This window comes from Bacillus sp. NPDC094077 (assembly GCF_050279465.1).
Lineage (GTDB): Bacteria > Bacillota > Bacilli > Bacillales > Bacillaceae_G > Bacillus_A.
In genome coordinates this window covers 561,063-574,546 of record NZ_JBNNUF010000001.1, presented here as the reverse complement: position 1 = coordinate 574,546, position 13,484 = coordinate 561,063, and the positions used below count along the sequence as shown (strand labels likewise).

At 35.1% G+C, this 13,484-nt stretch carries 15 protein-coding genes and 2 riboswitches; of the genes, 8 read left to right on the top strand and 7 right to left on the bottom strand.

Features of this window, described 5'->3' with window-relative positions:
- Positions 1 to 176 precede the first annotated feature (176 nt).
- From ACQKNR_RS02865 to ACQKNR_RS02850, 4 genes are all read left to right on the top strand, one after another.
- Complete coding sequence (locus ACQKNR_RS02865; protein ID WP_427315200.1) at positions 177 to 1,469, top strand: GGDEF domain-containing protein; 1,293 nt, start codon at positions 177 to 179, stop codon at positions 1,467 to 1,469.
- 86 nt (positions 1,470 to 1,555) lie between these two features.
- On the top strand, positions 1,556 to 2,686 hold the full coding sequence (locus ACQKNR_RS02860) for a serine hydrolase (protein WP_427315198.1): 1,131 nt from the start codon (positions 1,556 to 1,558) through the stop codon (positions 2,684 to 2,686).
- Positions 2,687 to 2,690: 4 nt separating this feature from the next.
- On the top strand, positions 2,691 to 3,569 hold the full coding sequence (locus tag ACQKNR_RS02855) for an NAD(P)-dependent oxidoreductase (RefSeq protein ID WP_427315196.1): 879 nt from the start codon (positions 2,691 to 2,693) through the stop codon (positions 3,567 to 3,569).
- Between the two features lie 5 nt (positions 3,570 to 3,574).
- Positions 3,575 to 3,907, top strand: coding sequence for a DUF3909 family protein (locus ACQKNR_RS02850; protein WP_427315195.1), 333 nt, complete (start codon positions 3,575 to 3,577; stop codon positions 3,905 to 3,907).
- A 55-nt stretch (positions 3,908 to 3,962) separates the two neighbouring features.
- Here ACQKNR_RS02850 and ACQKNR_RS02845 read toward each other — a convergent pair whose 3' ends face one another.
- The 6 genes from ACQKNR_RS02845 to ACQKNR_RS02820 all read right to left on the bottom strand — a co-directional run bounded on the left by ACQKNR_RS02845 (position 3,963) and on the right by ACQKNR_RS02820 (position 8,987).
- Positions 3,963 to 4,238, bottom strand: a complete 276-nt coding sequence (locus tag ACQKNR_RS02845) for a hypothetical protein (protein WP_427315193.1) — start codon at positions 4,236 to 4,238, stop codon at positions 3,963 to 3,965.
- A 310-nt stretch (positions 4,239 to 4,548) separates the two neighbouring features.
- Positions 4,549 to 5,061: a 1,2-dihydroxy-3-keto-5-methylthiopentene dioxygenase gene (locus ACQKNR_RS02840; protein WP_427315191.1), complete on the bottom strand. Its 513-nt coding sequence runs from the start codon at positions 5,059 to 5,061 to the stop codon at positions 4,549 to 4,551.
- Positions 5,039 to 5,677 carry a methylthioribulose 1-phosphate dehydratase gene (locus ACQKNR_RS02835; RefSeq protein ID WP_427315189.1) on the bottom strand — a complete coding sequence of 213 codons (639 nt, stop codon included), beginning with the start codon at positions 5,675 to 5,677 and terminating at the stop codon, positions 5,039 to 5,041. Before ACQKNR_RS02835 ends, ACQKNR_RS02840 begins: the two co-directional genes overlap by 23 nt.
- Positions 5,674 to 6,333: a 2-hydroxy-3-keto-5-methylthiopentenyl-1-phosphate phosphatase gene (locus tag ACQKNR_RS02830; protein WP_427315188.1), complete on the bottom strand. Its 660-nt coding sequence runs from the start codon at positions 6,331 to 6,333 to the stop codon at positions 5,674 to 5,676. The genes ACQKNR_RS02835 and ACQKNR_RS02830 overlap by 4 nt, the downstream gene beginning before the upstream one ends.
- Positions 6,330 to 7,574 carry a 2,3-diketo-5-methylthiopentyl-1-phosphate enolase gene (gene mtnW, locus ACQKNR_RS02825; RefSeq protein ID WP_427315186.1) on the bottom strand — a complete coding sequence of 415 codons (1,245 nt, stop codon included), beginning with the start codon at positions 7,572 to 7,574 and terminating at the stop codon, positions 6,330 to 6,332. Before mtnW ends, ACQKNR_RS02830 begins: the two co-directional genes overlap by 4 nt.
- Positions 7,575 to 7,638: 64 nt before the next feature.
- Positions 7,639 to 7,744: riboswitch (SAM riboswitch) on the bottom strand.
- Between the two features lie 52 nt (positions 7,745 to 7,796).
- On the bottom strand, positions 7,797 to 8,987 hold the full coding sequence (locus ACQKNR_RS02820; RefSeq protein ID WP_427315185.1) for a pyridoxal phosphate-dependent aminotransferase: 1,191 nt from the start codon (positions 8,985 to 8,987) through the stop codon (positions 7,797 to 7,799).
- 14 nt (positions 8,988 to 9,001) lie between these two features.
- On the opposite strand from ACQKNR_RS02820, the gene ACQKNR_RS02815 reads away from it, so the two are divergent.
- From ACQKNR_RS02815 to ACQKNR_RS02800, 4 genes are all read left to right on the top strand, one after another.
- Entirely contained in the window at positions 9,002 to 9,865 is an 864-nt protein-coding gene (locus tag ACQKNR_RS02815; protein WP_427315805.1) for a carbon-nitrogen family hydrolase, read from the top strand.
- Between the two features lie 71 nt (positions 9,866 to 9,936).
- Positions 9,937 to 10,078, top strand: a riboswitch (SAM riboswitch).
- Between the two features lie 90 nt (positions 10,079 to 10,168).
- On the top strand, positions 10,169 to 11,350 hold the full coding sequence (gene mtnK, locus ACQKNR_RS02810) for an S-methyl-5-thioribose kinase (protein ID WP_427315183.1): 1,182 nt from the start codon (positions 10,169 to 10,171) through the stop codon (positions 11,348 to 11,350).
- The gene (gene mtnA / locus ACQKNR_RS02805) at positions 11,347 to 12,408 is read left to right on the top strand and encodes an S-methyl-5-thioribose-1-phosphate isomerase (protein WP_427315181.1); all 1,062 of its coding nucleotides are present in this window, start codon (positions 11,347 to 11,349) and stop codon (positions 12,406 to 12,408) included. Before mtnK ends, mtnA begins: the two co-directional genes overlap by 4 nt.
- A 67-nt stretch (positions 12,409 to 12,475) precedes the next feature.
- Positions 12,476 to 12,637 (top strand): YvrJ family protein, encoded by a 162-nt coding sequence (locus tag ACQKNR_RS02800; RefSeq protein ID WP_098544004.1) that lies wholly within the window; start codon positions 12,476 to 12,478, stop codon positions 12,635 to 12,637.
- A 30-nt stretch (positions 12,638 to 12,667) separates the two neighbouring features.
- On the opposite strand, the gene ACQKNR_RS02795 is transcribed toward ACQKNR_RS02800, so the two are convergent.
- Positions 12,668 to 13,444, bottom strand: coding sequence for a 3-hydroxybutyrate dehydrogenase (locus ACQKNR_RS02795; RefSeq protein ID WP_427315179.1), 777 nt, complete (start codon positions 13,442 to 13,444; stop codon positions 12,668 to 12,670).
- Positions 13,445 to 13,484 lie beyond the last annotated feature (40 nt).

Sequence of the window (13,484 nt, the reverse complement as noted above, 5' to 3'; positions counted from 1 at the left end):
CCTATAATCATACACTAAAAAAGGAATTTATAGAGTGAAAAAGCGAAGATAACATTCTCAATTAGCTTGTTACTATATATCCCTCGCTCATTAAAATTTTTGGGAGAACAGCTTTTTATAAAATGTGTGTGAGGAATTCTGTAGAACAAGATATATGAAGTGAGTGAAGACTAGTGATGAACATACTACATTTTTTATTAGAGAATACGGTTTTCCAAAATGTATTACAAGATCTTCAGTTAAATGTCCTTTATATAGAAAATGGATGCACACATCAACAAACGATAGAAGATATCCATCCAAAATGTATGTTTATAGCAAATAGTTTTGAAGAAGGAGAACTATTGTTTCATAAGACTAAACCACATATTGTAATTCTGTATGTAACAGATTTTTCTCAAATAAAATATATAAAGAATATGTATAATCCACATAGTACATTCATTGTCATTTGGGATCAACAGATAACAAACGAGTTTACAGAGGTGCTTACGTTAGGAATACGTAATATTGTGATAGCCCCCGTAACTCCACAAGTAGTGTTAGAGGAAGTGAATAAGAGTTTGTATCAACTTTCTTTAGTGCGGCAAGTAAGTTTGCAACAAGAACTACTTCAGACGATGTTTGATTTTCAAAATGATCTATTATTTATAGTAGAAGATGATGAGATTGTTGATTGTAATACGAATTTTTTAGAGTTTTTCGGATATGAAAATTTGTTTGCTTATCGTGAGCAACATTTAGTATTTGCTGAACATTTTATTAGAGACAATGGATATTATTCAACGACTCATGATATAACATGGTTAGATGATACATTATCATATGATAGAAGAATTAAGATGTCGAATTATGAAGGGATCGTATCAACTTTTTTATTGCGTGCGACACCGTTGCCAGAAGATTTATCGAGATTTATTGTAAAGTGTACAGAGATTACAGAATTAGATGAAATCTATCAAGAGCAAGAAAGACTTGCTATGATAGATTCGTTGACAGAGATTTATAATCGTTTGAAGTTCCAACAAATACTAGAGGTAGAGTGGGACAATGTAATACGTAATGATGAAAAAATAGCACTCATTTTATTTGATATAGATAATTTTAAAACAGTAAATGACACATATGGCCATGATTTTGGTGACTTAGCATTAGTGCAACTTGCAGAACTTATGGAATCTAAAATAGAGCAGCAACATGTATTTGCAAGGTGGGGAGGAGAAGAATTCATTATACTAGTGACAAATACAGTAGAAAAAGAAGCGTTTCAAGTTGCGGAGTCATTACGGTTTTTCATTGAAACAAAGCAATTCTCTGGAATTTCGAAGTTAACAGCTAGTTTTGGAGTTGCGTTATATGAACAAGGGATAACAAGAGAAGAATTAATGCAACGAGCGGATATTGCATTATATGAAGCGAAAAAAAATGGGAAAAATCAGGTATGTATATATAGGAAAGAAAAAATGTGATTTTTCGCAACAAATTGTTGCGATTTTTTTTTATTGCCTGATAATAGAATATAGAGGACTATTTGTAATAATGGAGGAAGTATAGGATGATAAAAAAAATAATGATTATGTTTTCAGTATGCGCTATTATTTGCGGCGGAGTATATTACTTTCTTTTTAGTCCAAAGGAAGAAAAAGTATTAACCTCTAAAGTAACACCTGCTATTGATTCAAAAGTACAGGGGAGTATAGAAAAAAAAGAAGAAACCAAAATTGATTATGCTAGTATATCTCAAAAATTGGATCAGTATTTGGTAGAAAAACAATTCAATGGAACAGTTTTGGTGACAGATAAAGAGCGTGTTATATTGAATAAAGGATATGGATATGCTGATGTTCAAAATAAAATAGAAAATAAGCCACAAACAAAATATCGTATCGGTTCTATTACGAAAACAGTTGTTGCCACATCTATTTTACAGTTACAAGAACAAGGGAAATTAAACATTCAAGACAATGTAAATAAATATATTCCTTCGTTTCCAGCGGATAAAAACATTACTGTATATCATTTATTAACACATACATCAGGTTTACCACAAAGTGGAAAAGGAAAGGTGAATGCAGCTTCACGTATACACTTGATAAATTGGATTGGAAGTCAGAAATTAAAATTCCCACCAGGAACTGGTTGGAATTATACGGATTATAATTATATGGTGCTCGCTTATATTATAGAAAATATAACGAAAAGACCTTTAGGAGATTATGTAAAGGAAAATATATTTGCGAAGGCAGAGATGCATGAATCAGGTATGGGGAATATGGTGCCTGGAGATCAAAATTTTACAAAGGGTTATGTAAAGAAAGATCAAGCACTTGTACCGGCACAACCATTAAACATGGCCTGGTTATATGGTTGTGGTGAGATGTATACAACAGTTGGGGATATGAAGAAATTAGACGAAGCAATTCTAAATGGCAAGCTTCTCTCAGAAAAAAGTATACAAGCGATGTTTACGCCGTCACAAGAGAAAAATTATGCATTTAGCTTTTATATAAATCCGGATTATTTCCATAATCATGGTGTAGTCTCTGGTTGGAATACGTTTAATAATTTCAACAAAGAAAAAGGAACATTTGTTATGTTATTTTCAAATGTAAAGAATGGTTTGGATGATGAATTTAATAAAGAATTTCGAAAGATGGTAAATGATTTATTAGAACAAAGGGGATGAGAATATGGAAAACAAAATTTTATCAATAGGTTTCATCGGTATTGGTGTAATGGGAAAAAGTATGGTTCATCATTTAATGCAAGATGGTCATAAAGTATATGTATATAATAGAACGAAAGCGAAGACAGATTCTTTAGTGCAAGATGGTGCAAATTGGTGTGATACACCGAAAGAGCTAGTGAAGCAAGTTGATGTTGTAATGACGATGGTTGGATATCCTCATGATGTAGAAGAAGTGTACTTTGGGATAGATGGAATTCTAGAACATGCAAACGAAGGTACGATAGCAATTGACTTTACGACATCTACACCAACGTTGGCAAAACGTATTAATGAGGCTGCGAAAAGCAAGAATATATATACGTTAGATGCACCTGTATCTGGAGGGGATATTGGGGCGAAAGAAGCTAGACTCGCAATTATGGTCGGTGGAGAGAAAGAAATATATGACAGGTGTTTACCATTACTTGAAAAACTAGGAACAAATATTCAGTTACAAGGACCAGCTGGGAGTGGACAACATACAAAAATGTGCAATCAAATTGCGATTGCTTCCAACATGATTGGAGTATGTGAGGCTGTTGCTTACGCGAAAAAGGCTGGCCTGAATCCAGATAAAGTATTAGAGAGTATTTCAACAGGTGCAGCAGGTAGCTGGTCATTAAGTAATTTAGCTCCTCGAATGTTAAAAGGAGACTTTGAGCCAGGGTTTTATGTAAAACATTTTATGAAAGATATGAAAATTGCTTTAGATGAGGCTGAAAAATTACAATTACCAGTACCAGGTTTAAGCTTGGCGAAAGAATTGTATGAAGAGTTAATTATGGATGGTGAAGAAAATAGCGGAACACAAGTGTTATATAAAAAATATATAAGGGGGTAAACGAGATGGATCTTCAAAAGTTTGATGAGATGATTGATGCTGTACAGCGAGCAACTTGTATACAAATAAATGAAAAACAAAGAGAAGCTTTTAAGAAAAAATATGATTTTGAACCAAACTTTGAATATGGAAGAGATGAGAAGGGACATTATGTCATTCGAACTTCAAAAAAGATGTTAGAAGAAATGGAATTCTATTTGGCATTGAAATATGATCGTGATGGAGTTGACCTTTATATGCAAGCTGAGATTGACGGTATATGTCATGTATCTGTTAGCTATAGTGAAGACGCGCTACATCTACAAGAATTGTTTCAATTTCTAGAAGAAAATAAATAAAAGTCCTCATTTGAGGACTTTTATTTATTTAGGCAGATGTCTTTAATTCTTATAATTATAAGTTGGAAGCTCGACGGCATCGTTCAATTGGGAATGGAATAACTTGTGCAATATGGTTAGGACCGAATTGTTTTGCACGAGCATGGCGTAATATATAAAATGCACACAGAATCGAAACAGGAATAGCACCGAACAAACCAAAAAATAAAGCGCTTACACAAGATGCGACAAAGCCTAAAACGCCAACTTCTAACTCTTCCATAATAGCTCCTAAAATAACAGGAAGTGCTCCACACGCAACCCCTAGTATAAGTGCGATAAGTAAACTCATGATTATCCCCCTCTGCTTGCGATATTTTTTTCCTTTTTAGTTAATTGTAGTATATCATATATAAAACAGAATTTTCAGAAAAAATTCAAAAAAAGTTCAATAAATGTTCAAAAAGTGTTGAGAAATACACTTGAAAAATCGAGGAGGATAGCTTGTCTTTTGAAACGAGAGGGATTATGCTTTTGAGTAAATAAAAAATCAGGCTTATTTCATTTTCTGAAATAAGCCTGTTCCATAGGAGGATGTATATATGTAGAGTGAATAAAAGGTTGGAAAAGGGGGTCCAAATCCTTTTATTCAACTAACTACCTTAATAGATTGGAACCCAGCCTTCAGTTGTAACGAAAATACGAATAGCTACAACTTGACGATCATCTTGCAAGGTAAAATAATGTCTTGCATTTTCAGGAACAGATATTAGATCGCCTGGCTCAAGTTCAACGTCAAAAAATTTCCCATCTTTGCCTTCAATAGCAAAGATGCCATGACCACTGACAATAAAACGAACTTCATCATCAGTATGATGGTGTTCTTTTTTGAAATTAATTAATAATTCATCAAGGTTAGGTGTGCTACTTGAAAGTGAAATTACATCATGTGCTTTATAACCTCGGCGTACTGAAACATCAGCGATTTCTTTTGAAAACACCGCTAATATTTCAGCTTTGTTTTCATCTGCTAACGAATAATTTTCTTTTAAATGAGTAGGAAGTTTAGAGATGTTCCATTTCTCATATAAAACTTCTTCCTCTTGTAGAAATTTTGATACTTCTACTTCATTTTCAATGCGAGTATTTACTTCATGAATACGAATTTGCGCCATTAGAAACGCCTCCTTGAATTGATAATAGTTTTATATGAAATTGGAATAAAAACTCATAAGCTTCTAATTTCTTCTTTGCATCAAAGCTATCTCGGCCCCATACGGTAATGCCATGGTTTCGAATTAATACTGCTCCCGAATCCTCGTGTATATGTTGTCGGAAGTCCTCTCCAAGCGTTGGGATATGAGCATGGTTTTCAATAATAGGAATGTTAATCGTTGCACCTTCTTCCCAAATATCAAGAGCTTTAATAATTTCTTGATTTTGAAGGGTGACTTTATCACTATACAAATTTGTGATGACATTGTTATCAGTTGTATGAACATGAAGTACGCACCCGGCATTGGTGTTGTTATAAATATGTGTATGTAATATTGTTTCTGCTGAAGGGCGTAATTCAGTCTCCAAAACGGGAACTCCTAGATGATCTACTAATATAAAATCATCTGGAGTGGTTTTTGTTTTATCTTTACCGCTTGCTGTAATAAGGAATGTAAGTGGCTCATGACTAACTTTTATAGAAATATTACCACTTGTTGCTGGAAACCAATTTCGAGTTGTTAATTCTTTTTTTATCTCGCTTAAGTCATACCATTGACGAAAAAGTTGTTTCATGAGTTCACCTCCAATAAATGTTTTAATGCAGCTTGAACATCGTAAAACGTTTCAAAGGGGGTATAAGCAATATGATGTTCTTCACACTTTGTAATAAGGAAGTCGCGAGCGAATACGCTATCAGCTTGTTTCGCAGCTTGTAAATCAGTAATAGAATCTCCAATTACAATATGAAAGTCGTTTGTATCACTTAATTTGCGGATTAAAGATGATTTACATAATCCGCAATGATTTTGACAATGATGATCACAAGGATGAGGCCACTTAACTGTAATATATTCTTCTGAAAAATCTGTTTTATTACAATAGATTTGCTCTTTTGGAATAATTCCTTGTAAGAGTGGATAGACGAAGAAATCCATTCCACCTGATATAACGTAAAAAGAAATATTATTTTCATTTACAAATTGTATAAATTCATAAAAACCACTACGAATTTCGGCAGTTTCTTTTAAAAATTCATTTATATCATCGTGTAGATTAGTAGGTAGCAATTGAAATAATTGAGAAACGCCTTCTTGAATAGAAAGCTCTTGTGATAAAATTTTTTGTTTTACTTCTTCTGCTTCTGGAGGTGCAAATCTTTCCATAATGGACATGATATTATCGTTATTTGTAATTGTACCATCGAAATCACAAAATACTTGAATACTCATAATTTCACCTCATGTGAAGGATTTCCCCATATTTGTAGTGCGCTATGTAAATTTATTTCATTTACTTCATGGAGTGGTTTACTTTGCAAAGTAGCTTCAATTGCAGCACGGAAAGCTTTGCCGCCACCTTGTGCCCCATTTGGATGGCCATGTATCCCCCCGCCGGCATTAATAACAACATCTTTACCGAAATCTCGTAAAATAAAAGGAACGAAACCAGGATGAATGCCAGCAGATGGGACAGAAAAACTTTTTTTGAAAAATGCATCTTCCTCAGTTAAATACTTTGAAATGTCAAGAGCTTCTTCTTTTTCTAACGCAACGTTTCCGTATGGAGATGGGAATAAAGAAAAATCTGCACCAGCATAACGAAGTAGCTTTCCAAGTAATAATGGAGATGATACCCCGTATAACTTTGATGCTGAATAAGCACCGCTTACAGCAGGGTGTGCCATAATTGGAACTGGGATTTCATCATCTTCTGCAAGTGATTGTAGTACATCTAGTCCATAAGCAAATACATTAAATAATAGAATATCAGCACCAGCTTGCACTGCGCGTTTCGCATTTTCTTTTAAGTTGAAAGTTCGCCCTGTTAAATTTACTGCATATAACGTTTTATGGCCGTATGTTTCGTATACTGACTGTAAAACTTCTTTTCCAGAAACAATTCGCTTCGTAAGTGGTGTTAATGTATTCTCAAATAAAATTTCATCATCCTTTACGATGTCCACACCACCAATTGCTTGATCGCGTAATTGAGTTTTTAAGTAGCCAATATTTCGCCCAATCATTCCTTTAAAAATGCTCATTAAAAGGGGACGATCATATACTTGTAAAAGGTTTCGAATGCCATCTACACCAAACCTTGGACCAGGAAAATGCTTTTTTAATTCGTCTGAAAAAGTTAAGTCAATTAATTTCACTTCGCCATCAAGTGATAGCTTTCCGAATGTAGTTGTTAAAATAGCTGGTAAATCTGGACTGAAATTTAATAATGGGTATTCGACTTTAATAATCCCGCGTTTTACTTTTTTACGTAGATACGAATTGATATGTTCTTGTTCATCTAATTCCTCAATATGAATGACGTTGCCTTTATGCTGTTTTAATTGTTCTTGCAATAAGTGTGGCAAATGAGTCCAAGAGCCAATTGTTAAACCGAGTGCAATTTGCTCAGCTTTTTTTTCTAAGTTATGTGAATCGTCATGGATTAAATACGTCGCTATAATTCCGCTCATTGTTATAACCTCCTAGTTAAATAAAAAAACCTCTCAGCTAAGGAGAGGTTTTTTTACAACCAGCTCCTTATCTGTCAGCGTAATGCTGCGAGAATTAGCACCGTGTCTACAATTGTAGATCGGTTGCCGGGCTTCGTCGGGCTCGTCCCTCCACCTGCTCTTGATAAGAAGTATTTAGAAATGTTTTAATTTTTAAGATAACTGAATTTTGTCAGATATTTTTCATGTTGTCAATGACTTTTTGAAAATTTTTAATTTATCAATTCGATTAATTGCTTCTCGTAATCGGTCCTCTGTATGTAAGAGCCCAACACGGACATACCCTTCGCCGTACTCACCAAATCCAACACCTGGAGCAACTGCCACATGTGCTTGTTCTAGTAAAATATTAGAAAATTGCTCAGATGTATAGCCTTTTGGTACAGGAAGCCAAGCAAAGAACGATCCTTTTGGAATATCTACATTCCAACCAATCGAGTGACAAGCCTCTATAAGAGCATTTCTTCGAGATTCGTAACTATTTACAAGGTCTATTACACAAGACTGCGAACCTAATAGCGCTTCGCGGGCAGCATCTTGAACTGCACCAAAAATACTAACATACATATGATCTTGCAGTAGGTTAATTGTTTCGATGACACTTTTATTCCCAACTGCAAAAGCAATACGCCAGCCAGCCATATTGAAAGTTTTTGATAAAGTATAAATTTCAATTCCTGTATCTTTGGCGCCGTCTGCTTGCAAGAAACTAACAGGCTTTTGACCATCAAATCCGATAGCACCGTAAGCAAAATCGTGAACAACTAATATATTATGTTTATTAGCAAAATGAATGGTTGCATCAAAAAAATCTTTTGATGCAGTAGCACCGGTAGGATTATTTGGATAGTTTAAAAACATTAACTTTGCGCGCTCAGCGATAGAGTCATCAATTTTCGTATAATCCGGTAAAAAATTATTTTCTGCAATAAGTGGCATCGTTTCAAAGTGTGCTTTTGCTAAAGCAACTCCTGATAAATAATCTGGATAGCCTGGATCTGGAACGAGAATAGTATCTCCAGGGTTTGTAAAACAAAGTGGTAATTCTACTAATCCGGCCTTTCCACCAAACAAAATAGCAACTTCAGTTTTTGGATTTAGTTCTACGCCATATTCACGTTTATAGAATGTTGCCACGGCTTCTTTTAAGCTTTCATGTCCGCGAAATGGCGGATATTTATGATGAATGGCCTTTTCGGCAGCATCTTGCAAAGCTTTTACGATATGCTGCGGGGTTGGTTGATCTGGATTACCTTGACCTAGATTAATAACATCGTGACCAGCTACAACGACTTTGTTAACTTTTGCAACAAGCGAAGCGAAAAATTGTGTTGGTAATGATGTTACTATCTCAGAAGGTTGAAATAATTTCATACTTTCCACCTCTTTTGAAAGTTGTTACAATTCTAGTGACAAATGATATAATCTTTCCAGTATTTTGTAAAGAAAAAATTAAGAATGGGGCTGGCAAAATGAAAGTCGCATGTATTCAAATGGATATTGCTTTTGGAGATGTGGAAAACAATATTGAGAATGCTAAAAATAAAATAAACGAAGCGATGAAGGAAGGACCAGACGTTATCGTCTTACCTGAACTATGGACAACAGGATATGATTTAACGAGGCTTTCTGAAATCGCAGATATGGATGGAGTGAAAACAAAAGAAAAGTTGAAAGAGTGGGCGAAGCAATATGGTGTACATATTGTTGGTGGCTCCATAGCAAAGCAAACAGAGCAAGGTGTTACAAATACAATGTATGTGGTAGACAATGAGGGCCAGTTAGTCAATGAATATAGTAAAGTGCATTTATTTCAGCTTATGGATGAACATAAATATTTAATAGCTGGTAATGGGACAGGTGAATTTACGCTCGATAATGTAGAGTGTGCTGGCACAATTTGTTATGATATTCGTTTTCCGGAGTGGATGCGTGTCCATACTGCCAAAGGTGCAAAAGTTTTATTTGTTGTAGCAGAATGGCCATTAGTTCGTCTAGCACATTGGCGCTTGCTTTTGCAGGCGAGAGCGGTTGAAAACCAGTGTTACGTTGTGGCATGTAATAGAGCAGGAAAGGACCCAAATAATGAGTTTGCAGGTCATTCTTTAATTGTGGATCCTTGGGGGGAAGTTGTAGTAGAGGCAAATGAAGAGGAAGCCATTTTATTTGGGGAGCTTAAATTTGAGAAAATAAAAGAGGTTCGTAAAGGAATTCCAGTTTTTGCAGATCGTCGTCCAGAATTATACAAATAAAATGTTGACAAGTGATTTTTATTCTTGGTATAGTCTTCAACATAAAGTTAAAAATTCGAAAAATTATACAACTCTTATCAAGAGCAGGTGGAGGGATTTGGCCCGATGAAGCCCAGCAACCGACCGTAATACCATTGTGAAATGGGGCGTTTATTTACGCCAAAAGGCACGGTGCTAATTCCAGCAGAAAGTAAACTTTCTGGCAGATAAGAGGGGAGAAGATAAACTTCAAACCTCTTTCTTCGTGGAAAGAGGTTTTTCTGCGCTAGAAAAACCTCTGAATTTAAAAAGGGGGAGAAGACGATGGAATATTATGCATTAACAGAAATAACAGCCGTACAATATGCGAAAGAACATGGCTATTTTGAAAAGAAAGCAAATGTAGTTTGTCATGAAATTGGAGATGGAAACTTAAATTACGTGTTCAAATTAGATGATGGAGAGAAATCAATTATAATAAAACAAGCACTTCCATATGCGAAAGTAGTTGGTGAGAGCTGGCCGTTGTCTATAAAAAGAGCAACGATTGAAAGTAAGGCATTACAAATTTTTGCGAAGTATGTACCGGAATATGTTCCGGTAGTATACAGTCATGATGAAGAGTTAGCAGTAACAGTAATAGAAGACTTATCAAGACTAACGATTACAAGAAGAGGATTGATAGACGGAGAAGAGTATCCGCTTTTATCGCAGCATATTGGTCGTTTTCTAGCCTATGTTTTATTTTATACTTCAGATTTCGGTTTACAGTCAGAAGAGAAAAGGGTACTAGAGGGTACATTTGTAAATCCGGACCTTTGTAAAATTACAGAAGATTTAGTGTTTACAGATCCGTTTGGGCACTACGATACGAACGATTATGAACCAGATTTACAGCTAGCTGTTGATGAACTTTGGAGTGATAAAACCTTAAAACTAAAAGTAGCGCAGTATAAATATAAATTTTTAACGAGAAAAGAAACGCTTATTCACGGGGATTTACATACTGGAAGTATTTTTTCATCACCTTCTGAAACAAAAGTGATTGATCCGGAATTTGCAACGTATGGTCCGTTTGGATTTGACATCGGTCAATTTATTGCAAACCTATTATTAAATGCTTTATCTAGGGAAGAAGAGAATAGAAGTGTACTATTTTTCCATATAGAGAAGACATGGAGTTATTTTGTAGAAGCTTTTACGAAGTTATGGATTGGAGAAGGTGTAGAATCATACACGAAAGAAAAACAATGGCTACCAATTATTTTGCAAAATATTTTTATTGATGCTGTCGGATTTGCCGGATGTGAAGTAATTCGTAGAACAATTGGCTTAGCCCATGTAGCTGATTTAGATGAAATAGCAAATAAAGAAAAAAGAATTCAAGCTAAGAAGCAAGCGCTATACTTAGGAAAAGAATTAATAAAATATGAATCTAAGAGTGCTGATATTCAATTGTTTCGAACGTTATTTCAACAGACAGTTTCAGGGGGCGTAAAAGTATGAGTACAATTGTTACTGTTCCGAGATCTGTAAGTTGGAAAGGTGATGCAATTGCGGTATTAAATCAAACAAAGTTGCCGCATAGTATGGAATACAAAACATTAACGACTATTGAAGAAGTATGGAAAAGCATCATGATGTTAGAAGTACGAGGAGCGCCTGCAATTGGAATTGTAGCTGCGTTTGGTTTGGCGCTTGCAGCAAAAAAGTATAATACTTTACATATCGAAGAATTTCAAAAGAAGTTTAATAGGGACTGTAACTATTTAGGAACATCACGCCCAACGGCAGTCAATTTATTTTGGGCAATCGATCGTATGAGAGAATCTATTCGAGGGATTACTACAATAAAAGAAGCGCAAAAAATGTTAGAAGAAGAAGCGCTTCGCATTCAGCAAGAGGATGAAGCGGTATGCCGGAGTATTGGAGAACATGCGTTAACATGTTTTAAAGACGGTGATAACATTTTAACAATTTGTAACGCTGGAAGCATTGCAACTGCTAGATATGGAACTGCATTAGCACCGTTTTATATTGGAAAAGAGAAAGGTGTACGTTTACATGCATATGCTTGTGAAACGAGACCTATTTTACAAGGTGGCCGTTTAACGACATGGGAATTGAAGCAAGCAAATATTGATGTAACGCTCATTACCGATAATACTGCTGCTTATGCTATTCAAACGAAAGAAATAAACGCGATTATTGTAGGGGCGGATCGAATTGTCGCAAATGGAGATACGGCAAATAAAATTGGAACAATGAATTTAGCTATTTTAGCAAAATATTTTGATATTCCATTTTATGTTGCTGCGCCGCTATCGACATTCGATGTTACGAAAGAAACTGGAGCTGGAATTGTTATTGAAGAAAGAGATGAAACAGAAGTTACGAAAATTTTTGGGAAGCAAATAGCACCAGTTGGAACTGATGTTTATAATCCTGCATTTGACGTAACATCGAACGAATTAATTACAGGTATTATTACTGAGAAAGGTATTATACGCGGGGATTATAAACGAGAAATTGCATCATTATTTGAAAAACAAGCTAGTAAGTAATAGCTTGTTTTTTTATGCCTAAATCTATTTGTTTTTCTTATATATATAATGAAAGGAGGAGAAGAAGATGGAAGAGTGGATCAGGATGGTAGGTAATGTAGGGTTTCCGATTGTTGTAACATTGTATTTACTCCATCGTATTGAAAGTAAATTAGATGGAGTAATTGTTGCAATAGAAAAGTTACCACAGCAATTACTAAAGTACGACGATCCTCGTGATAAAAAATAAAGTTTGCTCTTCGTGAGCAAACTTTATTTTTTATTGAGCAGTATAGCCACCATCGATAACGACAGCTTGACCAGTTATGCCTTTTGCTTTTTCACTCGCTAAAAACATAGCATAATCAGCGATTTCTTGTACTTGTAATAACCGCTTTTGTGGTACAAGAGGATAAATGACATTTTCTAAAACATTTTCAAGTGGTACATTTCTTGTAGTTGCTAAGTCTTGCAGTTGATTACGTACAAGAGGGGTATCGACATAGCCAGGACAAAGTGCATTAACAGTGATTCCGTGAGTAGCACCTTCTAAAGCTGCAACTTTTGTTAATCCAATCACACCATGTTTAGCGCTATTGTAGGCAGCTTTTCCAGCGAATCCAACAAGACCGTTAATAGAAGCGACATTAATAATACGACCATATTTTTGCTTTTTCATAATTGGAAAAGCATGTTTGATTGCAAGAAACGGAGCAATTTGCATAATTTTAATTAGCAGCTCGAACTTTTCGGTTGGAAAATCTTCAATCGGTGAGACGTGTTGCATTCCTGCGTTGTTAATTAATACATCTAATGAACCGAAATGACTAACTGTTTGAGAAATTGCTGCTGTAATTTCTTCTTCGGATGTAACGTCACATTTTAAGCCGATAGCTTGAAATCCTTCCTTTTGTAATTGTTCAGCAGCTTCTTTCGCACGCTCTTCAAGACGATCACTTATAACAACTTTTGCGCCTTCTTTTGCAAAAGCGTTCCCCATTTCATAACCAATACCACTCGCAGCACCGGTTAAAAAGACAACTCGATTTGTAACCATGATGAAAAACACTCCTTTATATAAAAATTCTCTTATTGCT